Annotated in this window: 23 protein-coding genes; 18 read left to right on the forward strand and 5 right to left on the reverse strand. The window is 37.6% G+C overall.

What is annotated here, in order from left to right; all coding sequences use genetic code 11:
* Positions 1–32: 32 nt before the first annotated feature.
* From ccsA (VOI17_RS14155) to VOI17_RS14175, 5 genes are all read right to left on the reverse strand, one after another.
* Entirely contained in the window at positions 33–2,564 is a 2,532-nt protein-coding gene (gene ccsA, locus VOI17_RS14155) for a cytochrome c biogenesis protein CcsA (RefSeq protein WP_323757878.1), read from the reverse strand.
* 21 nt (positions 2,565–2,585) lie between these two features.
* The gene (locus VOI17_RS14160) at positions 2,586–2,984 is read right to left on the reverse strand and encodes a cytochrome c maturation protein CcmE (RefSeq protein ID WP_323757879.1); all 399 of its coding nucleotides are present in this window, start codon (positions 2,982–2,984) and stop codon (positions 2,586–2,588) included.
* 68 nt (positions 2,985–3,052) lie between these two features.
* Positions 3,053–3,301 (reverse strand): CcmD family protein, encoded by a 249-nt coding sequence (locus VOI17_RS14165; protein WP_323757880.1) that lies wholly within the window; start codon positions 3,299–3,301, stop codon positions 3,053–3,055.
* A 5-nt stretch (positions 3,302–3,306) separates the two neighbouring features.
* Entirely contained in the window at positions 3,307–3,969 is a 663-nt protein-coding gene (gene ccsA / locus VOI17_RS14170; protein WP_323757881.1) for a cytochrome c biogenesis protein CcsA, read from the reverse strand.
* Positions 3,970–4,040: 71 nt separating this feature from the next.
* On the reverse strand, positions 4,041–4,724 hold the full coding sequence (locus tag VOI17_RS14175) for a heme exporter protein CcmB (protein WP_323757882.1): 684 nt from the start codon (positions 4,722–4,724) through the stop codon (positions 4,041–4,043).
* 173 nt (positions 4,725–4,897) lie between these two features.
* Here VOI17_RS14175 and VOI17_RS14180 point away from each other — a divergent pair, with 173 nt between their 5' ends.
* The 18 genes from VOI17_RS14180 (at position 4,898) to VOI17_RS14265 (ending at position 25,544) form a co-directional block, all read left to right on the forward strand.
* Positions 4,898–6,184: a nucleotide sugar dehydrogenase gene (locus tag VOI17_RS14180; RefSeq protein ID WP_323757883.1), complete on the forward strand. Its 1,287-nt coding sequence runs from the start codon at positions 4,898–4,900 to the stop codon at positions 6,182–6,184.
* The gene (locus tag VOI17_RS14185) at positions 6,185–7,240 is read left to right on the forward strand and encodes an NAD-dependent epimerase (RefSeq protein WP_323757884.1); all 1,056 of its coding nucleotides are present in this window, start codon (positions 6,185–6,187) and stop codon (positions 7,238–7,240) included.
* A gap of 1 nt (position 7,241) precedes the next feature.
* Positions 7,242–7,814 carry an acyltransferase gene (locus VOI17_RS14190; RefSeq protein WP_323757885.1) on the forward strand — a complete coding sequence of 191 codons (573 nt, stop codon included), beginning with the start codon at positions 7,242–7,244 and terminating at the stop codon, positions 7,812–7,814.
* A complete protein-coding gene (locus VOI17_RS14195; protein WP_323757886.1) occupies positions 7,811–8,782 on the forward strand; it encodes a Gfo/Idh/MocA family oxidoreductase in 972 nt (323 codons plus the stop codon). The genes VOI17_RS14190 and VOI17_RS14195 overlap by 4 nt, the downstream gene beginning before the upstream one ends.
* A gap of 3 nt (positions 8,783–8,785) precedes the next feature.
* Positions 8,786–9,922, forward strand: a complete 1,137-nt coding sequence (locus VOI17_RS14200) for a DegT/DnrJ/EryC1/StrS family aminotransferase (protein ID WP_323757887.1) — start codon at positions 8,786–8,788, stop codon at positions 9,920–9,922.
* Between the two features lie 175 nt (positions 9,923–10,097).
* Positions 10,098–10,622 (forward strand): ArsR family transcriptional regulator, encoded by a 525-nt coding sequence (locus VOI17_RS14205; RefSeq protein ID WP_323757888.1) that lies wholly within the window; start codon positions 10,098–10,100, stop codon positions 10,620–10,622.
* Positions 10,615–11,136, forward strand: coding sequence for a UpxY family transcription antiterminator (locus VOI17_RS14210; RefSeq protein ID WP_323757889.1), 522 nt, complete (start codon positions 10,615–10,617; stop codon positions 11,134–11,136). Before VOI17_RS14205 ends, VOI17_RS14210 begins: the two co-directional genes overlap by 8 nt.
* A gap of 190 nt (positions 11,137–11,326) precedes the next feature.
* The gene (locus VOI17_RS14215; RefSeq protein WP_323757890.1) at positions 11,327–13,861 is read left to right on the forward strand and encodes an SLBB domain-containing protein; all 2,535 of its coding nucleotides are present in this window, start codon (positions 11,327–11,329) and stop codon (positions 13,859–13,861) included.
* Between the two features lie 16 nt (positions 13,862–13,877).
* Positions 13,878–15,035 carry a hypothetical protein gene (locus tag VOI17_RS14220; RefSeq protein ID WP_323757891.1) on the forward strand — a complete coding sequence of 386 codons (1,158 nt, stop codon included), beginning with the start codon at positions 13,878–13,880 and terminating at the stop codon, positions 15,033–15,035.
* Positions 15,036–15,103: 68 nt separating this feature from the next.
* Entirely contained in the window at positions 15,104–16,087 is a 984-nt protein-coding gene (locus VOI17_RS14225; RefSeq protein WP_323757892.1) for an NAD-dependent epimerase/dehydratase family protein, read from the forward strand.
* An 11-nt stretch (positions 16,088–16,098) separates the two neighbouring features.
* Complete coding sequence (locus tag VOI17_RS14230) at positions 16,099–16,944, forward strand: ABC transporter permease (protein ID WP_323757893.1); 846 nt, start codon at positions 16,099–16,101, stop codon at positions 16,942–16,944.
* Positions 16,945–16,948: 4 nt separating this feature from the next.
* Positions 16,949–18,241 carry an ABC transporter ATP-binding protein gene (locus VOI17_RS14235; RefSeq protein WP_323757894.1) on the forward strand — a complete coding sequence of 431 codons (1,293 nt, stop codon included), beginning with the start codon at positions 16,949–16,951 and terminating at the stop codon, positions 18,239–18,241.
* 10 nt (positions 18,242–18,251) lie between these two features.
* Positions 18,252–19,394 carry a DegT/DnrJ/EryC1/StrS family aminotransferase gene (locus VOI17_RS14240; RefSeq protein ID WP_323757895.1) on the forward strand — a complete coding sequence of 381 codons (1,143 nt, stop codon included), beginning with the start codon at positions 18,252–18,254 and terminating at the stop codon, positions 19,392–19,394.
* A 2-nt stretch (positions 19,395–19,396) separates the two neighbouring features.
* Positions 19,397–21,295, forward strand: coding sequence for an asparagine synthase (glutamine-hydrolyzing) (gene asnB / locus VOI17_RS14245; protein WP_323757896.1), 1,899 nt, complete (start codon positions 19,397–19,399; stop codon positions 21,293–21,295).
* A gap of 6 nt (positions 21,296–21,301) precedes the next feature.
* The gene (locus tag VOI17_RS14250; protein ID WP_323757897.1) at positions 21,302–21,943 is read left to right on the forward strand and encodes a class I SAM-dependent methyltransferase; all 642 of its coding nucleotides are present in this window, start codon (positions 21,302–21,304) and stop codon (positions 21,941–21,943) included.
* Positions 21,936–22,988, forward strand: a complete 1,053-nt coding sequence (locus VOI17_RS14255) for a GNAT family N-acetyltransferase (RefSeq protein WP_323757898.1) — start codon at positions 21,936–21,938, stop codon at positions 22,986–22,988. The genes VOI17_RS14250 and VOI17_RS14255 overlap by 8 nt, the downstream gene beginning before the upstream one ends.
* Positions 22,975–24,387 (forward strand): NAD(P)-binding protein, encoded by a 1,413-nt coding sequence (locus tag VOI17_RS14260; RefSeq protein ID WP_323757899.1) that lies wholly within the window; start codon positions 22,975–22,977, stop codon positions 24,385–24,387. The genes VOI17_RS14255 and VOI17_RS14260 overlap by 14 nt, the downstream gene beginning before the upstream one ends.
* A 47-nt stretch (positions 24,388–24,434) precedes the next feature.
* On the forward strand, positions 24,435–25,544 hold the full coding sequence (locus VOI17_RS14265; protein ID WP_323757900.1) for a class I SAM-dependent methyltransferase: 1,110 nt from the start codon (positions 24,435–24,437) through the stop codon (positions 25,542–25,544).
* Positions 25,545–25,550 lie beyond the last annotated feature (6 nt).

A 25,550-nucleotide genomic window follows, 5' to 3' on the forward strand; every position in this document is an offset into this window, starting at 1 on the left:
AAGAGAGGTAAAAACACCAGAATATGGCGGCTTTACTCAATCCCCTTGTCTCTCATTTGCATGAACTCAATATAGCGTCTTCTAACGGCTATAATAAAGCCTGCAATCATCACCAAAGTACCTATCCACAGTATATTGATGTGTGGCTTTTCAAGGGCTTTCATAATAATGAAATCCTTTTGGGTGGTGGTTAAGCCTAAGGTCACAGAACCCGTATCAGGATTAATACTCTCTACTGAAATCTTTGAAGCGATCTCCTTAATTACATCAGGCTGTTTTCCGACTTGCCCATTTTGAATAATGAAAACGGGTTGAGCCAAATACTTAATATTATCTTCAGCATAAACAGTAATATTGGCCCTTACAGCAACATCTTCTGGTCCAAGATCTACAAAACTCATGCGGTCAAGTTTTTCCAAACCATTGAAGTCGGCTACGTAGTCGTTTACGAAAAAACGCTCTCCTACTTTTACCTCGATATCTACTTTTTCACTCCATTCAATATCTTCTTCGGAGTACGGCTTAACTGAAACGAAAGAGTAGATATCTCTACCCCATAACTTTTTAATGTCAGGAGAAATTACATCACCCATTTGAGGGTTGACTTGAATTCTAGGGTAAAGTGTAAACTCTTTTCCTGTTTCTAAGTCCTTATAATCTGTTTGGTAATAGAAGTTCTCTGGACTTTGAACATAAACCGTATCACCAGCTTGGGCATAGGTTGCACCATCAATAACAACAGTTTGTTTGATGACCTTATAGTAAGGGTCTTCTGTATTATTGAGATTAGATTTCTTAACATAACCTGGAATGTCATTGACCTTCATGAGCTCATTACGGTAAGTAATTTCATACTTATCCATAAAGCTTGGCTCATTTAAGAAAAGGGGGATATTAGTTTGGTTTTGGTCATCCGTCCATTCTTTGCTTATGATAAGTGTGTTTCGAGAAATAGCTTCAGAGTAACCTTCTGAAAACATAATTCCAATCAACATCATGGCGATACCAATGTGGGCTACCGAGCCTCCTACCAACTTAAAACTCTTACTTTTTAGTAATTCTAACAGGATTTTTGAGTTGGCTACAATTGAATACATTCCAGCAACGAGTACGAGAATATATACAGGGTCATAAATATTTGCCACAATGAAGATAACAGCACTCAATAATAGTGATATCAAAATTGGGGAAGTAAGCGAAGCAATAAGTTTTTGCTTATCCATTTTCTTCCAAAAGAAGAATTGGCCAGTACCACTCAGCAGGGCTACAGCAATGGCAAACCATACTTGACTATTGGAGTAGAATTCAATTTGATTGGCTGGTTGGGCAAGGGTAGAAATCCCACCAAACAATTCTATGACCGCATTGAATACAGGGAATGAGGTTGGAATCAATACTTGAAATGCCATGAGAGACAATGTTAATGCCCCTATAAACACCCAGAACTCTCTGGAATAAGTTGATGCTTCTTTTTCTGAAGAAGGAATTTGCTTCCAAACCCTAGCTGCAAATATGATGGAGATAATGAGGAAGAACATTAAGTAGATCAACAGCTGTCCTGAAAGGCCTAAGTCAGTAAACGAATGAACCGAGGCATTTCCTAAAATTCCACTTCTTGTTAAAAAGGTAGAATAAAGAATAAGTATAAAAGAGGTGATCACTAGAATAATCGATGTCTTCAGTGCTGTTGCACTTTTCTTGAAAGTGATCATGGTATGAATACTGGCTACCATAATTAGCCAAGGCACATAAACTGCATTTTCAACGGGGTCCCAGTTCCAATAGCCACCAAAGTTTAGGGTTTCATAAGCCCAATAGCCTCCCATAATAATGGCAGTGCCCAATATCATTGTACCAAAAATCGTCCAAGGCAAAGCGGGTCTTACCCACTCCTTCACCTTACCCGTCCAAAGACCTGCAATACAATAAGAGAATGGAATTAACGAACAGGCAAAGCCTAAGAATGTCATTGGAGGGTGAATCACCATCCAGTAGTTCTGCAATAGAGGGTTCAAGCCTGTTCCGTCTGCAGGAATAAAATCTGGATTGATTAAGAAAATTGGATCGTTAAGCACCTCTCTTAATAGTAAGAATGGGGAGCTTCCGATTTTCAAATCACCAATTACTACCCCTAATATCATTGAAGCCAAGAATGCCTGAACTACCGCAAAAACCGTCATTACTGGAGCTTCCCATTTACGGTTGGTTTTGATAATGATGAAGCCCAAAAGCGCATTCCAAAATAACCAAAGCATAAAACTTCCTTCCTGACCTTCCCAAAAGGAGGCGATCATATAATAGGGAGGGAGATTTTCTGATGCATGGCTCCATGCATAATGGTACTCGAAATAATTATTATATATAATGGTATATAGGGTAACGACCACACCAACAACCGAAAAGCCATGGATGATAAAGGCAGTACGGCTAAAGCTGATCCAAGGAGATTTGCCTACCTCATTATTGTTAGTGGCTTTGAAATACCCGAAGGCGGCCATTAATGAAGTAATAAATGAGATTATAATGAGGAGGTGGCCAATATTGCCTATGCCAGTGTGTACCATGCTTGGTTACCTTATTTCAGATTAAAGTTCAGTTTCTTCGTACTTAGAAGGGCATTTAAGGAGAATTTTATCAGCAATGAATCTGTCATCGTGGTAAGACCCGATAACTACCACTTTTTCTGACCTTAGAAAATCAGAAGGCATTGGCTCATTGTAATAAACGGTTTGTTCCAAGTTGTTGTCGTCTAGCATAACAAACGAAACAGAAAGTTTGTCTGGGCTAGGGTTTACGCCAATCACTTGGCCAACGGTGTTCTTTTTTAATTCACCTACAACATGAATTTTCTTGCTGCTTCCATTTTGAGCCATTTCTTTGGCGATATCAAATGAAACATAAGAGCTAGCACTGTTTTGTGTAGAAATGATGATAGCGATGGCAATGGCGATCACTACGATTCCGATGATACTCGATTTTTTCATAGCACGAATGTTTTTTGGGGTTCAACGGGATGAACCTCTATTTGGGTGCGAAATTACAACACAAACGGCTATGAATTAACCTTTTCCTTGAAAACCTCTTTCTCTAGCTTACTTATCTTTTTATCAACGGAAATGGTGTAAACACTTAGGCCAACAAAAAGGATCATAATAACAGCTACAACTACATAGATTTTACCATTTGAGCGCATTGTATCGGCCATTTCAACGGTCTGATCAGTATAACTGCCTTCGGTAATTTCTTGAGCTACGGAAGCTAAGCTAAAGCAAAGGAAAAGGATGGTGAGAAATTTTTTCATATCAATTAATCTTCTAGGGCGCGTTCAATTTGTCGAGTTCTAATTTTTAATGAGGCAATCCATACCCCCATCAATGTCCAGCCAATTACCGCAGGATAGAAAACTACCCTCAGTTTACTATCAAGGTCGTAAGCGTTGAAGCCTGGGTTTCCTCCATTACCTGGGTGTAACGAATTAGGGTCAAGCCTTGGTAAAATAAAGAGGAGTGGGATCATTGCTGCATAAGCGAATATGTCATAAACACCGCTTACGCGTGCCCTTTGCTGTTCGTCCTTCATTGAGTTACGCAACACCAAATAAGCGAAGTAAATCAAAAGGCAGATAGCGGCAGCATTTTGCTTAGAGTCACCACTCCAAGGTTCTCCCCAAGTATAATTTGCCCAAACGGCTCCGGTAATAATTCCCATACTACCAAGTAAAACTCCAGCTTTGGCCATTTCTACAGACTTATCATCATAGGTGATTTGGCCAGAACGTAAATATTTAATCGCATAAACCATCGATGCGGTAAGCAGGATTACCATTCCAAACCACATGGTAACATGAAAATGGAGATTGCGAATAGTTTCGTTAAGAATATTTAAGCGGGGGGCATCCATGAGTAAGCCTGCCAATAGCGTGTAGGTTACCAAGATTAAGGCGAGGGCTTTCCACCAGTTTTTCTTCATGACAATTAACTTTTTTGGTTAATTAAAGAAAGCGGTTAGACGAGAGTTATCTCAGAATGGTTACGCTTCTTTTATGATTTCCAAAGATAAGGGAATAACAAGTAGGATACCGAGAATACAATGGCATTTATGGCTACCAATATTAGAATTTCATCCGTGCTTACGGATCGGTCAAGTCCATCCATGGCATTTTTAGAAAGCTTGATAACCATGAGGATAATGGGGAGTATGACGGGGAAACTCAAAACAGCCATTAAAGAAGTACTATTCTCTGCTTTGGAAGCAATACCTGAAATCATGGTAAGGCTCGATGCTAAGCCTAATGAACCAAGCACTATGGCGATTAGGAAATAGAGTAAGTCAAACGTAGCTCCGTCTTCGTTGGCCCTTTCCATCACAAATGAATAGATGAAGAAGCCGACTAGGGCCAAGGCCAATAACAAAAGGGCATTGTAGATAATTTTAGAAACTATGATTTCTATTGGACTAGCGATGGAGTAATAGTAAAGTGCTCTTCCACGCGATTCCTGAATAAAGCTTTTGGCTACTGAATTTACGGCAGTAAAGAGCAATATAATCCAGAATAACGCATTCCAGGTTATAGCGTCTATGGCACCCGCCTTTAATCCAAAACTCATATAGCAAATGAAGATGGTGCTTGCCAAGTAGAGGATCATGCCATTAAGCGCATACCTTTGTCGCCATTCTGAGAGAAGCTCCTTCTCTATAAGTGAGAGTATTTGATTCTTATTCATTTGAGAAGGCAAAGATAACTCCTTTAAAGAAAGTATGCCTAAAGTTTATGGGTTAATAGCCTAAGGTGGTATGAGTTAAAAAGTAATGTGATGATTTATTATGTGAAGAATCTTTTTATTCCACTTGAAGAATCTTTAATAATCCCTAATTTCGTGCCGAACAAATTTTTAGCATGTCGAATAATAGAATTGCAATCATTGGATTAGGCTATGTTGGCCTTCCGTTGGCAGTAGCTTTTGCGGAGAAATATAAAGTCTTTGGCTTTGATATCAATCAACCAAGAATTGATGAATTAAATAACGGTCATGACCGAACATTGGAGGTAGAAGATGACCTTCTATCTTCTGTTTTGGTAAAGCAAGATGCCGAATTAGGTCTTTTCAATACAAATAAGCTAGAAGATATTAAGGACTGTAATATTTTTATTGTCACAGTCCCAACCCCTATTGATGATGATCAAAATCCAGACCTGACACCTTTAATTAAGGCTTCAGAAACGGTGAGTAAAGTGCTTAAAAAAGGAGATATTGTTATATATGAATCTACGGTGTACCCTGGTGCTACTGAAGAGGATTGCGTTCCCGTTTTGGAAAAGAAATCGGGCTTGAAATTCAATGTGGACTTTTATTGTGGCTACTCACCCGAACGTATCAATCCTGGGGATAAAGAGCATACGGTAAAGAAAATTTTGAAAGTAACCTCTGGTTCTACGCCAGAAATAGCTGAAACAGTTGATCAACTCTATAAGAGTGTAATTACAGCTGGTACTTACAAAGCGGCTTCAATTAAGGTGGCGGAAGCCGCAAAAGTAATTGAGAACTCACAAAGAGATATTAACATTGCTTTCGTTAATGAATTGGCAATGATCTTTAATAAGATGGGTATTGACACGGTTGACGTGCTTGAAGCTGCTGGTACAAAATGGAATTTCTTACCGTTTAGACCAGGCTTAGTTGGAGGGCATTGCATTGGAGTTGATCCTTATTATCTAGCTCAAAAGGCTAAAAAAGCAGGGTATTATCCACAGATTTTGCTGGCAGGTAGAAGGTTGAATAATAGTATTGGGCCTTATGTTGGTAGTCAAGTGGTTAAGCTTTTGATGAAGAAAGGGAAAGTTATCAAAGACTCTAAAGTGCTCGTTTTGGGCATTACCTTCAAAGAGAACTGCCCAGATATTCGTAACTCTAGAGTTATTGATATTATTCAGGAATTGAGAGAATTTGATGTAAATGTTGACGTTTTCGATCCATGGGCCGAACCTAAAGAGGTGAAGCATGAATATGGCTTAGACTTAGTTAGTGAGTCTAATTTCGACATGAAGGCATACGATGGGATCGTCTTGGCTGTGGCGCATAATGAATTCCTTACTATGATGCGACCTGAGAATGTAGATCCAGATGCTGTCATATATGATGTTAAATCATTTCTTCCAAAAGAAACAATTACAGCTAGATTGTAAATGGCAAAAATTCTAATTACCGGAACGGCTGGGTTCATCGGATTTCATTTGGCCAAAAAGCTCCTTGAGAGAGGAGATGAGGTGGTTGGGCTAGACTCAATTAATGATTATTATGATGTTCGTTTAAAGCATGGAAGGTTATTAGATACGGGTATCAATCCAGAAGAAGTTGAATATAATAAATTAGTTCAAAGCTCTACATTTAAATCTTATCGCTTCATCCAGTGTCAACTAGAAGATGCGGAAAATTTAAATCACTTATTTGAACTTGAGAATTTCGATAAGGTTATTCACCTTGCCGCTCAGGCAGGGGTGAGATATAGTCTAGAAAATCCAAAAGCCTATGTTGACAGTAATATTGTAGGCTTTGTAAACATCTTGGAAGCTTGTAGGCATAATAAAGTGAAGCACTTATCATACGCGAGTAGCTCTTCAGTTTATGGTTTAAATGAAGTTCAACCTTTTTCGACAAGTCACAATGTAGATCATCCGATAAGCCTATATGCGGCCAGTAAAAAGAGCAATGAGTTAATGGCCCATACTTATAGTCATTTGTTCGGTTTGGCAACAACAGGCTTAAGATTCTTCACGGTTTATGGGCCATGGGGAAGGCCCGATATGGCGCTTTTTTTATTTACAAAGTCTATTTTGGATGGAAAGCCCATTCAGGTTTTCAACAATGGAGAAATGTCAAGAGACTTCACTTACATCGATGACATCGTTGAAGGGATCACTAGAGTAAATGATAATCCTCCAAAAGGGAATGAAAGTTGGTCAGGTAAAACTCCTGATCCTGCATCATCGAAGGCGCCTTATAAGATTTACAATATTGGTAACAATTCACCTGTTATGCTCATGGATTTTGTAAGAACAATTGAAAGAGCTTTGGGTAAGGAGGCTGAAAAGGAATTTATGCCAATGCAGCCTGGTGATGTTTCGGCTACCTATGCAGATGTTCAGGGTTTAATTGATAATTTTGATTATAAGCCCGAAACAACTTTAGAAGATGGAGTAGGAAAGTTTATTGAGTGGTATAGAAATTTTTATAAAATTTAATATGGAATATTTTGCACATGATTCTGCAATAGTTGATGAGAATTGTCAAATAGGTGAAGGCACCAAGGTTTGGCATTTTTCACATATCATGACTGATTGTATCATCGGGAAGAATTGTAATATTGGTCAGAATGTAGTTGTTAGCCCTGGGGTTGTTTTAGGCAATAATGTGAAGGTCCAGAATAACGTGAGTATTTATACTGGGGTGACCTGTGAAGATGATGTTTTTTTAGGCCCTTCGATGGTTTTTACTAATGTTATTAACCCAAGAAGTGCCGTTAACAGAAGAGGGCAATACTCGAGAACTGTGGTTAGAAAAGGGGTTTCGATAGGCGCTAATGCTACTATTGTTTGTGGTAATGATATAGGACAATTCGCTTTTATCGGTGCAGGAACGGTGGTTACCAAAGAGGTTTTACCCTATGCACTTATTGTTGGAAACCCAGGAAGACAAATCGGTTGGATAAGCGAATTTGGGCATAGGCTCAATTTTAATGAAAAGGGTATTGCCGAGTGCCCAGAATCAAATGAATTATACACACTTTCTAATGGTCAAGTGACCAAAAACATATGAAAAATTTCGCACTTATCGGGGCAGCAGGATATATAGCTCCAAGGCATTTAAATGCAATTAAGGAAACTAATAATAATCTAGTAGCCGCTCTGGACACTTTTGACAGTGTTGGAATTATGGATTCATATTTTCCAAATGCTGATTTTTTTGTGGAGTTTGAAAGGTTCGATCGGCATATTTATAAGCTGAAGAACGATAAAGGTATTCAACTTGACTATACGAGTATCTGTACTCCTAACTATTTACATGACGCTCATATTAGAACGGCATTAAGAGTGGGGTCTGACGCCATCTGTGAGAAACCTTTAGTATTAAACCCTTGGAACATAGACGCACTGAGTAAAGTAGAAGAAACAACTGGTAAAAGAGTCTGGAATATTCTACAACTAAGAGTACACCCAAGTATAATTGCCCTCAAAAATAAAATTGATCAGGGTCCGAAGGACAAAATATACGATATTGACTTAACATACCTAACCTCTAGAGGGCATTGGTATTATACCTCATGGAAAGGAGATGTTGATAAGTCTGGTGGAATTGCAACCAATATAGGAGTTCACTTTTTTGACATGTTAAGTTGGATTTTTGGTGGCGTTAAATCAAATAAAATCCACGTTCATACACATGACAGAGCATCGGGTTTTCTAGAGTTGGACAGGGCCAACGTAAGGTGGTTTCTTTCAATTGACGAGAATGTACTTCCTAAAGAGGTGGTTGAGAAGGGACAAAGAACTTTCCGATCAATTACCGTTGAAGGTGATGAATTAGAATTCAGTGGAGGTTTTACAGACCTTCATACAACCTCGTACACTGAGATACTTGCTGGCAATGGTTATGGTGTTGAAGAAACTAGACAAGCAATTGAGCTAGTTTATAATATTAGACACGCTACCCCTGTTGGGTTAACTGGAGATTATCATCCATTGGCTAAACTACCTCTTTCTTCTCACCCATTTAGTAAAAAATAAAATATGAAGCCAATTCAAATGGCCGATCTTATAGGCCAATATCAAACAATTAAGGACGAAATTCAACAGGAGATTGGTAAGGTCCTGGACACGGCTACATTTATCAATGGCCCTATTGTAAAGGAATTTCAGGCTCACCTTGAAGATTATCTTTCGGTTAAGCATGTAATCCCTTGCGCTAATGGTACGGATGCGCTTCAGGTAATCATGATGGCCTATGCCTTTAAGCCAGGTGCTGAAGTCATAGTTCCTTCGTTTACTTATGTTGCAACTGTAGAAGTTATTGCTCTTTTGGGCTTAAAGCCTGTTTTTGTAGAGGTTTACCCTGACACCTTCAATATGAATATTGAAGATATGGAGTCGAAAATCACAGATAAGACTGTTGCTATCGTTCCTGTGCATTTATATGGACAGTGCGCAGATATGGAGCGAATTATGGAAATAGCGAAAGCCCGAAATCTAAAGGTTTTTGAAGACACGGCTCAAGCAATTGGTGCTGATTATACCTTCTCAGATGGATCTGTTGCTAAGGCTGGAACCATTGGAGATGCTGGTTCAACTTCCTTTTTCCCCTCTAAAAACTTAGGGGCTTACGGAGATGGAGGAGCAATTACAACCAATGATGATGAACTGGCTGCTAAACTAAGAATGATTGTGAATCACGGTCAGAGCGAGCGTTATTATCATGACTCTATTGGGGTGAATTCAAGGCTTGATAGTATTCAGGCAGCAATATTAAATGTAAAGCTTAAATATTTAGATGACTACAGCGCTGCTCGTCAGAATGTAGCCAAGCGATACAACGATATTTTCTCAACAGTGCCCGAAATAGAAGCACCTCTTACTGCGGACTTTACTACCCACGTATATCATCAGTATACGGTAAAGCTAAAAAGTGCTGAGAACAGGGATGCCTTGAATAAATTCCTTGCGGAGAAAGGCATACCTTCCATGATTTATTATCCTGTCCCGAATCACCTACAAAAAGCGTACAGTTATTACGGTTATAAAGTAGGAGACTTCCCAATCACTGAAGATTTATGTTCTCGAGTTATTTCTTTCCCTATTCATACTGAAATGGAAACGGATCAACAAGACTATATCATTGATAATATTCTGAGGTTTTTTAGAAAGTCCTAAGGATACCAAACAGTATTCATTTAGAAGTTGGTCAACATTTTAAAGCTCAAACGGCATTGTGGTGTTATATTTTTGAGTAAATTTGTTACTCAATAATGGATCATTATGTGACTCAGGTGGCGAAGCTGTATCTTCCCAAATGGGTTTTTGGTTTAAAAAGAAGCTACTTTGTTAAATGCTTGAGGCACTCATCTCTTCTAAAACGCGCATTAGGTTACTTTTGCGCTTCTTCCTTAACCCAGATTCCAGTGCTTATTTAAGAGGGCTGGCAGAAGAGTTTAGTGAGAGCACCAATTCGGTTCGTTTAGAGCTTAACCGTTTTGAGGAGGCGGGTATGTTGAATTCTGATTTTGTTGGTAATAAAAAAGTGTTTAGGGCAAATAGATCCTATCCCTTATTTAAGGAAGTAAGAAGTATTCTATTAAAGTACACGGGTTTACAAGAGGTTTTAGATCAAATTATCGAAAAACTGGGGGATTTAAAAGATGTGTATTTGACAGGTGATTTGGCATTGGGGAAAGATTCTGATGTAGTGAGCCTCATTTTAATCGGGGATCCTGATTTGCATTATCTAATTCAGCTGATTAAAAAGGCCGAAGAGTTGATGCCGAAAAAGATTCAATATTTGGTCTATTCGCAAGAAGAAGCCTCTAAGATGACCTTTGATTCTAACCACCATCTATTGATTTGGCATGAATAGAGAAAGAGACCCATATTGGACCGCTTTTTATACCAAACCAAGGAATGAAAAGAAATCTGCCGATAGATTGGCGTCTAAGGGTTATCAAGTGTATTGCCCTACACGGACAGTTTTGAAGCAGTGGTCGGATAGAAAAAAGAAGGTAGTCGAGCCAGTCTTTTCTTCATATTTATTTGCCAAGGTAGATGATGCTGAGAGACTTGAGGTTCTTAAAGATAGGGGCATAGTTTCAAATGTACGATGGTTAGGTAAGCCAGCTGTCATACGAGATAATGAAATCAGGGAGATTAAGAATTTTCTTAACGATTATCCCGCAGCTGATGTGCTGAATAACGATTATATAGTTGGAGATCATGTCACTGTTGAAACTGGGGCACTTTCTGGAAACTCTGGAGTGGTAAGAAAAATAAAAAAAGGAAGAGTAGTAATTTCAATAGTAAGCTTAGGAATTGAAATTAGCGCAGAGATAGGGCTTAATCACCTTATAAAAGCAGGTGATTGTTTCGAGAAGTAGTTATATTTGGCCTTTTAGGCGGGCTTATGTTCTGGGAGATATCATGAAGCGCTAATCTCATGATAATTGAACTCAACAAATTTAATTTATTTATTTTCGACTCTCAGAGACAACTAGCAAGGAATACATAAAACCGGGTGAGCCCGCAGAATCTGTAATGAAATCAGGACAACAATTAATTTCTCATCGAATGAAATTTTTAATAAGATATGGAAGGAAAGCGGCTTGCTTCCTTTCGCTAATACTAAGCCTTCAAATAGTTACTATATCTAGTTTGGATGCTCAGGTTAGTCAGTCCAGCGGGCAAAATGTATATTTAATGTCGGATGGCCAATTGAATGACTTCTGGGTAAATGCTAAGAAACTTGGATATAATTATCAAACCGTAACTAAATTGCTACAAGAGGGGGGCTTTAGCTACACGGAGTCTCTTAATATAGTTGACCGAATTAGAGGTATAGAGGCTTCCACCTCCAGTGATCCATTTTCGGTATTATCAAAGGTTTCTTCTAGCGGATTAACAGCAGACGAAGAGAAAATTTTTGGGCTGAAACTTTTTCGCCAGAGTGAATTTTCATTCCAGGACTATAACTCGATGACCGTCCCTGGTACCTATGTCCTTGGAATTGGAGATGGGTTGAGTGTTATCCTATATGGAGAGACTACAGATAGTTATAGTTTTACAATAGACCAGCAAGGTCGAATACAATTGCCTTTTATAGGCCCCGTGTCAATTGCAGGTCTGCAATTCGAATCGGCTAAGGCTTTGATTAAAGAAAAATTAAGTCAAAGACACGTTGGCTTGTCTTATCCCAACCCAACAGTTTTTTTAGACATAACTTTAGTGAATACTAGATCAATTGTGGTGAATATTTTGGGTGAGGTAATAAAACCTGGCACTTATGCTCTTTCAACCACATCTACCATATTTAGTGCTGTATATAAAGCGGGTGGACCTACCACCAATGGCACACTCAGAAATATTAAAATATACAGGTCTAGCAGATTAATTAGAGAATTTGATCTATACGATTTTATTTCTAAAGGCTTTACCGATCAGGAATTCGTTCTGAATGATCAAGACGTAATTGTGCTGAGCACTTATAACCGAAGGATTGAACTTGAAGGGGCGATAAAAAACCCAGGGATCTACGAGCTTAAGAATGAGGAGACGATAAATGATATTTTGAATTTTTCTGGAGGATACACCGCAGGTGCTGATAGCACTTCTTTAATCCTTAAAAGGTTAAATGGTGCATCACAATTCATAAGAGAAGTTAAACCGAATATTTCTTTAAAGGATTTGAATGATGGAGATATATTAGAGATAGGCAAATTAAAAGATAGCAATATTGAAAGAGTAGAGATTTCTGGAGCTGTCATGCGACCTGGATTTTATTCATGGCAACCAGAAATGAATTTAAATGACTTGATTGAGATGGCAGGTGGGGTTAGAAGTGACGCTCTTCAGAATAGGGCAACCGTATTTAGGTTGAATGAGGACTTATCTCCATATGTGAGGTCTGTTGGTAAAGGAGCTTATGAGCAGGTTAATATCGAAAAGAGTAGTTCGGTTTATATTCCTAGTAAGATAGAGATTACAGAAACAAAATTCATCAACTTATCAGGGCAGTTGAATAGAGAGGGATCATTACCTTATTATGAAGGAATGACAATCTTGGATGCGATAGTTCTTTCCAACGGGATTAAGAGTTCTGCTTTAGGCGGTAATATAGAAATTGTTCGTTTGAAGAATGAAAATGGCTCTGGGGAGTATGATTACTTTAATATTGAGGTCCCTAGAGAGATTGAGAATATTGAAGAATTTGTGTTAAGAGAAAACGATAATATCTATGTCAGGGATACTTGGGTAAGAAGAAAAAGTAGATCAGTTTATGTCAAAGGGGATGTCGATCAACCTGGCGAATATATAATAAGTCAAGGAAACACCCGCGTTTCCGACCTAGTATCTAGGTTTGGGGGCTATATGCCCACTGCCAACCTGAATGGGTTGAAGCTTTACAGACAAGTGAAGAACGTGAGTGATGAAAACGACAGCATTGAATATGAAAGAAAAAAATCCATTTCAGAATTTATTAGCAGTGCTCAATTTGAGGCTACTGTTTCCAAATTAGAATATGATGAAATAAAGAACTCATATGGACAGCTTCAGAATGATAGAATTCTTTCAAATAGAAAGAATTCTAATGAAGGTGTAAGAAGTGACAGTATAGACGTCCAGAATAATTTTAAACTCTCAAAGCAGTTTGTGATCAATAACAAAGTGGTTCAATTAATGGAAATAGGACTATCCTATGAGGACATTATGAGTAACCCTGAATCTCAGTATAATGTAAAACTTTTGGACGGAGATATACTTTTCGTGCCGTCTAGATCCTCTTTGGTTGAGATTGATGGGGCTGTGTTTCAACCCACTCAGGCAATATATAAAAAGGAAAAATCCTTTTTAGACTATGTAGAGACTGCCGGGGGTTTTAAACGTAGGGCGGATAAACGTAGGGCCTATGTTGAATATGCAAATGGGGAGATCGCCAGAGTAAGGTCATTTGTTTTCTTTAAATTTTATCCAAAAGTGACTACTGACGCAATCATCAAGGTGCCGCTTAAGCCGGAAAATCAAAAAATTAACTTTGATAGAGTTATTTCTCTGATCACCACGACCATATCAACATATTTATTAATAGAGGCAGTAAGCAACAGATAATATGAAGTTAAGGAATGTGCTTCGACTGAATAAACAAAGCGTAAAGTATCAGTTTATTCATAAAACCATTGAAACAGAGGAGATCTCAGTTTTAGGTATTATAAAGTATCTGCTGTCTTTTTGGAAGATAGTTGCGATTCTTTGTTTTGTTTTCTTGATTCTGGGCTTTATTCAGGCAAATAACTATACCGAATATTATTCTTCTAAGTCTGTAATTATCCCTGGAGGTGGCGCTCCTCCTCCCCCCCAAACGGCCATGGGATTAGAAGCTTTTATGATGCCTCAAGTGGCTTCTACAACAAGTTCAATCGGAATAGAATCTTTTGCTGGTATTATGGAAAGCTCTCCTTTTTTGATTGATATGTTAGATGAGCCTATTTTGTCCGAACAGCATGGAGGATATCTTCCTTTGTCAGATTATTTGAAACTCATTCAGCCAAAGACTGGTGTTATAGGCACAGCGGTATCTAAAATCAAAGATTTACCTAATCGCTTTTTTGAACTTTTTGAACGAAAAGACGAATCAACATCTGATATGGATCCCAATGCAGCTAAAATACCAACAGATACGTTGAGTACTCTCACAATGGAACAAATAAGTTTAATGTCTCTATTAAAAGCGAGGATAAGAATTGAAGGCTCCAATCCTGTTACCATAGAAACCGATATGCCCACGGCTAAACTTAGCACTAGGCTCAATAATCTTGTTTTGGAAAAACTAGTTGAAAAAACAGTTGAAATTAGAACAGGGAAGCAGCAAAGAGACCTTATGTTAGTGAAAAAGCAATTGGACACGGCTAGGACTAATTTTAAAGAAAGCCAATTGGCTTTGGCGAAATTTCAAGATCAAAATTTTGGAGTAAAATTAGCCGTGGCGAATACAAACTTAGAGAATCTTTCAACCAACTATGGTTTGTATTCCGGTATTTATGCGGAACTGGCATCTAAAGTTGAATTAATGAAAATTGATCTTTTGGAGAATACTCCATTTTATAATGTCTTTGAACCTGCTTATGTGCCATTAACTCCGATAGGTAGCTTTAGCATTTCTTCCGTGATACGTTACGTAATTTTCGGTATAATTTTCGGTATCCTATGGGCGATAGGCTATACTGCCTTAGTTATTTTTGGTATTCTTAGAAAAAAAATAGACGAAACCACTCTCATCGAATGATGAACCCAAATTTGGTTTCGAATTATTACAATACATTTAAATAAAATTTAACAAATAATAAATTTCATATGGAATTAAAAGGCTCAAAAATTCTTGTTATTGGTGGAGCAGGATTTATTGGCAGTTTTGTAGTAGCAGAACTGCTTAAAGAAGATATAGCAGAGGTCCTTGTTTATGACAATTTTGCCAGAGGCCAGAGAAGTTATTTAGAAGAACAACTAAAAGATTCAAGGTGCTCTATTTTCCCTATCGGTGGTGACATTAGGGAAGTTGATATCCTGAATGAAGCTATGGCAGGTAAGGACTATGTAATCAGCCTTGCAGCCATGTGGTTATTACATTGTAAGGATTTCCCAAGAACTGCCTTTCACGTAAATATTGAAGGTACTTTTAATATTCTAGAGGCTTGCGTTAAGAATAATATTAAGAAATTAATATGGTCTTCTTCTGCTTCGGTTTATGGTGATGCAGTAGAATTACCCATGACGGAAGAGCACCCTTTTAATAACAAAAATTTTTATGGAGCCTCGAAAATTGCTGGCGAAGCGATGTGTACTGCGTTCAATGATAGGTATGGACTAGAAGTAATTGGCCTACGATACATGAATGTTTATGGTCCGCATCAGGATCAGACAGCGGCCTATACGGGTGTGGTGCCCATTATGCTAAACAAAATTGAGGCCAATGAGTCACCAGTGATTAATGGTGATGGAAGTCAGGCTTATGATTTTATCTATGTGGAGGACGTTGCTAGATGTAATGTGGACGCATTAAAAAGTGATACTAAATTTGGAATGTATAATGTCGGCACTGAGGTTCAGACATCCATTAAAGAATTATGCGACACCATTCTCGATCTTAAAAAATCGGAACTGAAGGTGATATACAAACCTTATTCTGCTGACGATGCAAGGTCTTTAGTTCAAAATAGAATCGGGTCTCGTGTGAAGGCCGAAGAAGAATTGGGCTTTCGCTATAAATATGAATTAAGAGATGGTCTTAAGAAGCTTATTGATTGGAGAATTGATACTGGTGTAGATCAAAGAAAGTAAGAATTTTTAGCATGAGTGAACAAACATGGGACCTAGTTATTGATGCCAATGATAAGCGTGGGCGTGCTAGTTTAAAAAAAATATGGCAGTATAGGGATCTCCTATGGTTATTGGTAAGAAGAGATTTTGTAGCCTTTTATAAACAAACTATACTAGGGCCTTTATGGTTTTTTATAAGGCCAATTGTAGCTACCCTTGTCTATTTCTTTATTTTTGGTAAGGTGGCAGGCTTATCTACTGGTGGCATACCTCCAGTATTGTTTTATCTTTCGGGATTAATGATTTGGTCTTATTTCACTGACACAGTAGGAAAGTGTAGCGGAGTACTATTGGAGAATGCTGCTATGTTTGGAAAAGTTTATTTTCCTCGCTTGATAATGCCTTTGAGTATTGTTTTCTCGAGTATGCTGAGATTAGGGGTGCAATTAATATTGCTCATATTGATCTTTGTATATTACTTGTTTACATCAGATACAATTAGTCTTACTCCTGCTATTTTATTGGTACCGTTCCTTATTATAATCGTTTCTTTTCAGGCAGTTGGTTTAGGCTTGTTGGTTGCGGCCATAGCTACAAAATACAGAGACTTTTCTATGTTATTGGGCTACATTTTGCAATTGGGGTTATTCTTGGCCCCAGTCGTATTTCCATTATCTGGGATTTCAGGTAAATTCAAACTGATAGTCTCTGCTAACCCAATGACCTTCCCTATTGAGTTGTTTCGTTATTCATTTTTTGGTACAGGCTCTTTTTCAACAATGAATATCCTTTATATGATAGTGATTACGATCATTATATTATTTGTTGGTGTTTACGCTTTTAATAAATACGAGAAAACATTTGTCGACACAATTTAATCAAATGAGTAGTAGTACAGCGATTAGTATAGAGAATGTTTCAAAGGCATATCAACTAGGTGTTTTCAATACAGGATCTTTTTCTGATGACCTTTCCAGGTGGTGGGCCATGAAAAGAGGTAAAGAAGATCCTTTTTTAAAAATTGGAGAAGAAAATGATAGATCAATTAAGGGTGATAGCAATATAGTATGGAGCCTTAAAGATATTTCTTTAGATATACAACAAGGTGATTCTGTTGGTATCATTGGTCGCAATGGTGCTGGTAAAAGCACATTGTTGAAAATTCTATCACAAGTAACTCATCCGACTTCTGGGCAAATTAAGATAAGAGGAAAAGTAGCCAGCTTATTGGAAGTGGGCACAGGGTTTCATCCTGAATTGACTGGTAGAGAGAATGTATTTCTAAATGGTGCTATACTGGGTATGCGCAAACAGGAAATCAAAAGAAAGTTTGATGAAATTCTAGCTTTTTCTGGCGTAGAGCGATATATAGACACTCCTGTAAAACGTTATTCATCTGGCATGTACGTACGCCTTGCTTTTGCCGTTGCTGCACATTTGGAGTCTGATATACTTATTGTAGATGAGGTATTGGCAGTAGGAGATGCGGATTTCCAGAAAAAGTGTATTGGTAAAATGAATCAATTAGGAAGTTCTAGTGGGCGTACGATTATATTTGTGAGTCATACTATGCCAACTATTAAAGCCCTTTGTAAGAAATCCATTTTCTTAGAAAAGGGTAAAATTCATACTGTCGGAGAAACGGGTGATGTGATTAGCACTTATTTATCTGCCTATTCACCTGCTAAAACTGGAGATGGTTATTTACCTAAGGGCATTAGTCTTCAAGGGACAGGTGAAATACGATATACACGATTTTTACCAACAAAGGAAGGCATGGGTTGTGAAGAATTCTTTTTTGGTGAAAGGCCTGTATTACTTTTGGAGGTGGAAGTATTTACTACTGTTACCGATGCTGCCGTTGGTATTCATGTATTGAGTGTTTATGGGGAAACAGTTACAATGATAGCCCCAAATAAAAACTATAAGCCGATCTCTCTTGAGAAGGGTAAATACCAATTTAAAGTATTACTTGACGAAGTGTTAATGCCGGGTGAATACTCTTTTAATTTATCTGTTTCAAAGTACAATACGGGTGCTGATATTGACTCTGTGGAGGCTGTTGGGACGATAAGAATTCTCCGAGATTCAATTGAGCATGATCTTGATTACCCTTGGGCCACAGTACATGGGTATTATAAGCCTAGATCGAGTTGGGAAATGAAACGCATTTAAAAAAACATAAATGAGTGTAAAAAGAAACATACCTATTTCTTTACCGAGCACCGGACAAGAAGAGTGGGAAGCTGTTAAGGAACCAATTATGTCAGGTTGGTTAACCTCAGGCCCTAAAGTAAGGGAATTTGAAGAAATGTTTGCTGAGAGGCATAAGGTCAAACATGCATTGGCGGTTACTAGCGCAACAACAGCATTACATTTGGCACTAGTAGCTTTAGACATAGGGCCTGGTGATGAAGTAATTGTGCCAGCGTTTACTTGGGTATCAACGGCTAACGTTGTGCTTCACCAAGGTGCGAAGGTTGTTTTTTGTGATGTTGATCCTAAAACGTTTAACATTGATCCAGTTCAATTGTCGGAGAAAATCACATCCAAAACCAAAGCCATTATGGCGGTGCATCTCTTCGGTCTATGTGCGGATATGGATGCGATTAAGTTAGTGGCACCAGGTATACCTATTATTGAAGATGGCGCTTGCGCGGCAGGGGCTGCTTTTAAGGGAGTTCCCGCAGGAGGCTTAGGAATTATGGGTTGTTTTTCATTTCATCCTAGAAAGTCTGTAACGACCGGTGAAGGTGGTATGATTACCACCAATGATGATAAGCTTGCCGAAAAACTTTCAATCTTGAGGAATCATGGCGCTTCTATTTCCGAAGAACAAAGGCATCATGGTGCTCAACCTTATATCTTGCCTGACTTTGACGTCTGTGGCTATAATTATAGAATGACCGACCTTCAAGGAGCTTTAGGCTGTGTACAACTTGGTAAACTAGATCAGTTTATTGATGAAAGAGCAAAATGGGCACAGTATTATGTAGATCAACTCTCAGAAATTGAATGGTTGCGTCTTCCTGTCTATTCTCAAGACTTCAAACACGGGTGGCAAAGCTATGTTACCATAGTAGATGAAAGCAAATCACCGATGTCTAGAAATGAGATCATGCAAAAACTACTAGATATGGGCATTTCAACTCGACCAGGAACGCATGCTGTTCATATGTTGGGCTTTTATTCTAAAAAATACGGTCTTCAACCCACTGACTTCCCTGGAGCTCAAGCCTCGAATGATTTTTCAATGGCTATACCTTTGCATAATAGAATGATGCCAGAGGATTTTGAATATGTTGTCCAAATACTAAAATCTCTTTAGGCATGTGTGGATTAGCCGGTGTTTTTAACCTCAATGATAAACCAGTTACCACTCAACTTCTCAAGAAGATGGGTGAAAGTATTGCCCATCGAGGCCCAGATGGAGATGGCCTCTTCATAGACAAAAATATTGGATTGGTCCATCAGAGGCTAGCCATTCTAGATACATCAGAAAAAGGTGCACAGCCTATGTCATCACGAGATGGCAGGTATGTACTTGTTTTCAATGGGTGCATCTATAATTATTTGGAATTAAGACAAAAGTTAAGGGCAGCCGGACATAGTTTTCATTCTAATTCAGATACCGAAGTGATTGTTGAGGGTATTTCTGAGTTTGGTATCTCCTTTGTTGAAGAATTGAATGGCATGTTTGCCATTGCCTGTTGGGATAAGCAAGAAAAGAAACTGTATCTATCTAGAGATCGTTTTGGAATTAAGCCGCTTTATTATTGGTTCAATGGAGAAACATTGGTTTTTGCCTCAGAGATCAAAGCCATATTACAACATCCTGGCTATAAGACTGAAGTAGATCTAGGCTCCTTGAATGAATATTTTACTTTCCAAAACTTATTTACGTTCCGAACCTTATTCAAAGGAGTAACAATGCTTCCTCCGGCAAATACTGTTACCATGGACCGGACCTCTATTAGTGTAAAGCATCGTTCTTGGTGGGATTATGATTTTACCAAGCCAGATGATGCTATTAGCTTTGAAGAAGCTAAACTTGAAACGGAGCGGTTGATGGAGCAAGCGGTGGCCAGGCAAATGGTTTCGGACGTTCCAGTAGGGAGTTATCTTTCTGGTGGAATGGATTCGGGCACAATAACATCAATAGCCTCGAAATACGTCCCTAGAATGTCAACATTTACCTGTGGTTTTGACATGAGCGGGGTGACAGGAGTAGAGGCCAATTATGATGAAAGAAGAGATGCCGAGTTGATGGCCAATCACTTTAAGACTGAGCACTTTGAACAAGTGATGAATGCAGGTGATTTACGCTGGTCCTTACCAAAATTGGTATATCATTTAGAGGATTTAAGGGTAGGTATGTCTTACCCAAACTATTACATATCAAGATTAGCATCAAAGTTCGTCAAGGTATGTTTACAGGGCACTGGAGGAGATGAGCTTTTCGGTGGTTATCCTTGGCGATACTACCGTATTTTTGATTCCATTAGTCAAGAGAATTTTTTTGAACAATACTATTCCTTTTGGCAACGATTAGTTCCAGATGGAGATAAAACCACGTTGTTTCAAAGTGATAAAATTTCTCAAATGGACATGTCCGAGCCAAGGAGAGTTTTTGAACGGGTATTCACCTTTAATAAGTCATTAAGGTACGATAGTCCAGAGGCCCATATTCAGAATTCACTGTATTTCGAAGCGAAGACATTTCTACCAGGTTTATTTTTAGTGGGGGATAAATTGGCCATGGCAAGTGGTTTAGAAGAAAGGTTCCCATTTATGGACAATGACTTGGTGAATTTTGCTCAGAAAATTCCCGTAAAATACAAACTTGGTAACCTAACTAATGAGATTAAAAAGATAGATGAGAATGCTCATATGAAGTTACGTTATAGAAACTTTGATGACGGGAAAATGATTCTAAGAGAGGCAATGAAAGATTATATTCCTAAAAAGATTCTTGACCGTAAAAAGCAAGGTTTTTCAGCACCAGATGAAAGTTGGTACAGGGGTGAGAATATGGGCTATGTTAAAGAGCTCCTACTTGATAAGAAAAAAACAGTTTCTTATGAGTTTATAAATCCAGAATATATAGAAAGGATCGTCAAAGAGCATAATGAACAACACATTAACCATAGACTTTTAATTTGGTCATTTATGAATTTTGAATGGTGGTGCAGAATTTTCTTAAATGGTGAAACCGAAGGCTTGAATTAATTATTCATGATTGATAACGTAATAAAGCAATACCAAGAGGCATTTGATAAATACGGCAATTCAGAAAAATCAGTCTTTTGGCCTAAAGGGAGACAAAAAGAGAGATTTGATGCTTTAACTAGATCAATTGTAAAAAAGAAATTCTCAATTCTAGATTTTGGATGTGGATTGGGGCATATGTTTGATTACTTAAACGCGATTTATGATGGGGGTTTTAGCTATCATGGAGTAGATGTAGTTGATAGTTTTATAGCTCAAAATAAATTAACCTATCCAAATACTGATTTTCAGTTAATTCAAGATTATTCCGAAATACAGAAGAGCTTTGACTATGTATTAATTTCGGGGGTATTTAATATATCCTATTTTGAAGATCTTGAAAAACATAAAAATTTGGTGTATGAAATTTTGGAAGGTTTGTTTAGTAAAACAAGCGTCTATTTGTCTGTGAATTTCATGTCCGACCAAGTTGACTTTATTCAAGAGGGTGCATATCATCAAAATATAAATGAGCTATTGAGATTTGTTTCAGAGAGGTTATCAAAAAGATATGTCCTTGATTGCTCATATATGCCTTATGAATTTACCATTACCGTATTTAAAGACCAAACAATAAAAAGGCCAGATAATATTTATAAAAATGAATGATATCAACTGCATAATATTAAATCATGAGTGGGAAGACAAGTATGAAAAGTTTGTCTACGATCATGATGCATCAATGCTCTATCATTCCTTAAAGTATAGAGACCTACTTATACAATTATTAGATGTTGAGGCTCTTTATATAATCGCGATTATTCAGGATGAAATCGTGGGAGTTCTACCTATGATGATTAAAAACGGAAAGTATGGAGATGTTGTAAACTCTTTGCCTTTTTATGGGAGTAATGGTGGGTTTTTAACAAAAAATGATAAAGCATTTCAGGCTTTAATAAACTATTATAACCACAAAGTTATAGGAAAAGAAACAATAGCTGCATCTACAGTGATTTCTATTCCGCTTTTGTCCAATCAAGATTTTTCTGGAGTAAAGAGTAACCTGATTGATTTCAGAATTGGCCAGTTTACGGACATTGGTTTTGAAAGTAATTTCGAAGAGAATCTAATGAATTTATTTCATTACAAAACTCGGAACATGGTTCGAAAGTCAATGAAGTCGGGCTTAGTTATAAGTGTTGATAATTCGAAACTGGACTTTTTATACCAGGTTCATTTAGAAAATATGGAGGCAATCGGAGGGAAGCCAAAAAACGAACAATTTTTTAAGATATTTCCTAGTATTTATGAAGCTAATAAGGACTATAAAATCTATACTGCTTCTTTTGATGGAGAGCTTATCTCATGCTTATTGCTGTTTTATCATAAAAATACGGTTGAATACTACACCCCTGTAATAAAGTCGGATCATAGGGATAAACAGCCAATGAGTTTACTTATTCTTCAGGCAATGAAAGATGCTTCTGAGCAAGGCTATAAATTATGGAACTGGGGAGGGACTTGGGAAACTCAAGAAGGAGTGTACCGGTTTAAAAAACGTTGGGGGACTTTTGATGAAAAATATTATTACCACACCCAAATTAATAATAAGGATATCTTCCAGAGCACCCCAGAGGAATTATTAAGTGAGTATACAGACTTTTTCGTTTTACCCTTTAATCAATTAAATATTAACAAGGATGGGGAAGAATAAATCGATCATTATTGGGTCAGGTATTTCAGGGTTATTAAGGGCTTATTATTTGGCCTCTAAAAAAGATACTGATGTAATTATTATTGAAAAGAATTCAGAGGTTGGAGGCTTGCTAAGAAAGCTGGACTATGGCGATGATTATGGTGTTTTTGACTACGGAATGCATAATATCATGGAAACCGGGATTCAGGAATTAGATGATTTTATTTTTTCTCTACTCGAAAAGGAAGATTGGCAAATATTGGAAGGAGAGAATCGCGATTTAGCGGGTATTTATTATTCAAATACCTTACAAAAAAACACTCCTTATTTTGATTTAAGAAACCTTGAAAAACAAGAATATGAAAAGTGCATGTTTGAGTTTTTCTCAAACCTAAAGGAAGAGGACTCTCAAAGCAAACCTAAAACGGATCTCTCTGCAGAGGAGTATGCCAACCATCGGTTTGGAAATTATATTGCCTCAAAAACAATTATTCCTTCCGTAGAGAAAATTCATCAAAAACCTGCCAGTGAACTGGATTACATGGCTACTATTTTCACACCAATGACAAGAGTGGCTTTATATGATGCTCCATTGTTGGACGATTTGATTAAGTCGGATGTTCTAAGGTCTAAGTTGGCTTATAGTCATCAAAGAGAACTTCCCCTTAATTTATCTTCTGGGAGAAAAGCATATTACCCAAAGAATTATGGGATGTATCGTGTTATAGAGGCTCTAGTAGCAAAATTGAAAGGTTTAAATGTTGAGTTTAAACTATCATCTGAGCTAAGGAAGGTTAACTTAAAAAGTAACAAGGTTGATTCTATTTCTCTTTTGACAGGTGGGGAACTTATTGAAATTGACAAAATTCAGAATTTTGTTTGGACAGGAGGCATTCCACTTTTAGGAAGGATGTTAGGGGTTGATTTTACTGGATTGAAGTATGATAAGCCATTAAAAACTGTGGTGGTTAGCCTCTTGCTTGATAAGCCATTGGATATGGATGGCCTTTTCTATTTCTTTTGCTATCAAGATGGTTTCCATACTTATCGATTGAATGATTTTAATGCCTATTGTTCTGGCGCAAAAAGGAATGGTTTGTATCCAATCAGCATTGAGCTTTTAATGAGTGATCAACAAATCGAGGAATCGAAATTGACTTTTGAAGAAATAGCAATAAATGAGCTAAAGAGATTTGATGTTTTACAAGGAGGAACCGAAATAGTTTTCGCAAAGGCAGAACCTTTGGAAAGTGGTTTTCCTATGCCATCAAAAAACAACATAAGTGCAATAAGAAATATTCGGAAACAGATAACAGACATGAATATCGACAATATTGAAATGATTGGCATCCTAGCTAAGGATAACCTGTTTTTTCAAACAGATGTTCTCGTTGATGTTTATCAAAAAAGTAATTAAGGATGAAAAGAGAGATTAAATTAGGGAAACTTCCATTCTATTGGAGAATGACAGATAAACCAAATTCACCTGTTAATCCCGTTCCCGATTTTGTTGATTTTAGTTTCGAGTTTAATGAAGACTATCAACTAATTATTCAGAAAAGAAACGATCAAACATGGGGTTATCTTGAAACTATTTACAAAGAGGATTATAACGTAGGGTATTTACAGGAAGGGCACGACTTAGCAATAAGTTACGGTGGTGATTTTCTTGAATTTATTGAACAATCAATTGACAAACTAAATCCATCAACTAAAAGAATCTCAGAGGTTGGCGCAGGCGGGTGTTATATCTTAGGAAAACTAAAAGATAAGGGCTTTGATGTTGCTGCAATCGATCCCAGTCCTATAGCGATTCAAGCTGGAGCAGAGCTAGGCATTGAGGTAATAGAAGACTTCTATCCAACAAGCAATGAAATGCCGAAAACGGATATGATTATTCATTATGATGTTTTAGAACATGTTTTAGAACCCTCAGCTTTCATTAAAGAACATGCGAAGGATTTAAATACAGGAGGTTTGATCGCTTTTGCAGTTCCAGATTGCACAAGATATATAGACTCTGGTGACATGTCTATGATCTTGCATGAACATCTAAATTACTTCGACCAAGAATCGCTTCGTAATGTAGTGGAATCAGCTGGGTTCGAAGTGTTGAGTATTCGGCCGGCTGATTTTGGTGGGGTGTTATACTGCGTTGCTAAAGTTTCAGAAACTAAGGATTGGACTGCGAAAAAAGGCACTAGCAAATTTGAAAAATTTGATAAAAACTTACATACACTAAAAAATAAGGTAGTTGACCTAATTAATTTAGGGCTTCAAGAAAACAATACTTTAGGCTGTTATATTCCATTAAGAGCCATGCCTTATCTGGCAATTGCCGACATCGGAAGTAACAATAACATCAGATTCTTTGATGATAACGCTGGAATTTATAATCAGTACTTCGATGGCTTTGAAATAAAAGTAGAGAACTTTCAAGATGTAGTAGATGAGCCTGTAACCCACATGGTGATCATGAGTGCCGCTTTCGGTCAAAAAATTAAAAATAAGATCATTGATAAAATAGGGAAAGACAAAATGGTTATTTATTGTCTAGACGATTTTTTTATTTAAAAAAAG

It is taken from the genome of Roseivirga sp. (genome assembly GCF_034669765.1).
Lineage (GTDB): Bacteria > Bacteroidota > Bacteroidia > Cytophagales > Cyclobacteriaceae > Roseivirga.

What these genes read in the sequence shown, in the direction of transcription:
- ccsA (WP_323757878.1), bottom strand. Translation starts at nt 2,564, where the DNA reads ATGGTACACACTGGCATAGGCAATATTGGCCACCTCCTCATTATAATC.
- VOI17_RS14160 (WP_323757879.1), bottom strand. Translation starts at nt 2,984, where the DNA reads ATGAAAAAATCGAGTATCATCGGAATCGTAGTGATCGCCATTGCCATC.
- VOI17_RS14165 (WP_323757880.1), bottom strand. Translation starts at nt 3,301, where the DNA reads ATGAAAAAATTTCTCACCATCCTTTTCCTTTGCTTTAGCTTAGCTTCC.
- ccsA (WP_323757881.1), bottom strand. Translation starts at nt 3,969, where the DNA reads ATGAAGAAAAACTGGTGGAAAGCCCTCGCCTTAATCTTGGTAACCTAC.
- VOI17_RS14175 (WP_323757882.1), bottom strand. Translation starts at nt 4,724, where the DNA reads ATGAATAAGAATCAAATACTCTCACTTATAGAGAAGGAGCTTCTCTCA.
- VOI17_RS14180 (WP_323757883.1), top strand. Translation starts at nt 4,898, where the DNA reads ATGTCGAATAATAGAATTGCAATCATTGGATTAGGCTATGTTGGCCTT.
- VOI17_RS14185 (WP_323757884.1), top strand. Translation starts at nt 6,185, where the DNA reads ATGGCAAAAATTCTAATTACCGGAACGGCTGGGTTCATCGGATTTCAT.
- VOI17_RS14190 (WP_323757885.1), top strand. Translation starts at nt 7,242, where the DNA reads ATGGAATATTTTGCACATGATTCTGCAATAGTTGATGAGAATTGTCAA.
- VOI17_RS14195 (WP_323757886.1), top strand. Translation starts at nt 7,811, where the DNA reads ATGAAAAATTTCGCACTTATCGGGGCAGCAGGATATATAGCTCCAAGG.
- VOI17_RS14200 (WP_323757887.1), top strand. Translation starts at nt 8,786, where the DNA reads ATGAAGCCAATTCAAATGGCCGATCTTATAGGCCAATATCAAACAATT.
- VOI17_RS14205 (WP_323757888.1), top strand. Translation starts at nt 10,098, where the DNA reads ATGCTTGAGGCACTCATCTCTTCTAAAACGCGCATTAGGTTACTTTTG.
- VOI17_RS14210 (WP_323757889.1), top strand. Translation starts at nt 10,615, where the DNA reads ATGAATAGAGAAAGAGACCCATATTGGACCGCTTTTTATACCAAACCA.
- VOI17_RS14215 (WP_323757890.1), top strand. Translation starts at nt 11,327, where the DNA reads ATGAAATTTTTAATAAGATATGGAAGGAAAGCGGCTTGCTTCCTTTCG.
- VOI17_RS14225 (WP_323757892.1), top strand. Translation starts at nt 15,104, where the DNA reads ATGGAATTAAAAGGCTCAAAAATTCTTGTTATTGGTGGAGCAGGATTT.
- VOI17_RS14230 (WP_323757893.1), top strand. Translation starts at nt 16,099, where the DNA reads ATGAGTGAACAAACATGGGACCTAGTTATTGATGCCAATGATAAGCGT.
- VOI17_RS14235 (WP_323757894.1), top strand. Translation starts at nt 16,949, where the DNA reads ATGAGTAGTAGTACAGCGATTAGTATAGAGAATGTTTCAAAGGCATAT.
- VOI17_RS14240 (WP_323757895.1), top strand. Translation starts at nt 18,252, where the DNA reads ATGAGTGTAAAAAGAAACATACCTATTTCTTTACCGAGCACCGGACAA.
- asnB (WP_323757896.1), top strand. Translation starts at nt 19,397, where the DNA reads ATGTGTGGATTAGCCGGTGTTTTTAACCTCAATGATAAACCAGTTACC.
- VOI17_RS14250 (WP_323757897.1), top strand. Translation starts at nt 21,302, where the DNA reads ATGATTGATAACGTAATAAAGCAATACCAAGAGGCATTTGATAAATAC.
- VOI17_RS14255 (WP_323757898.1), top strand. Translation starts at nt 21,936, where the DNA reads ATGAATGATATCAACTGCATAATATTAAATCATGAGTGGGAAGACAAG.
- VOI17_RS14260 (WP_323757899.1), top strand. Translation starts at nt 22,975, where the DNA reads ATGGGGAAGAATAAATCGATCATTATTGGGTCAGGTATTTCAGGGTTA.
- VOI17_RS14265 (WP_323757900.1), top strand. Translation starts at nt 24,435, where the DNA reads ATGACAGATAAACCAAATTCACCTGTTAATCCCGTTCCCGATTTTGTT.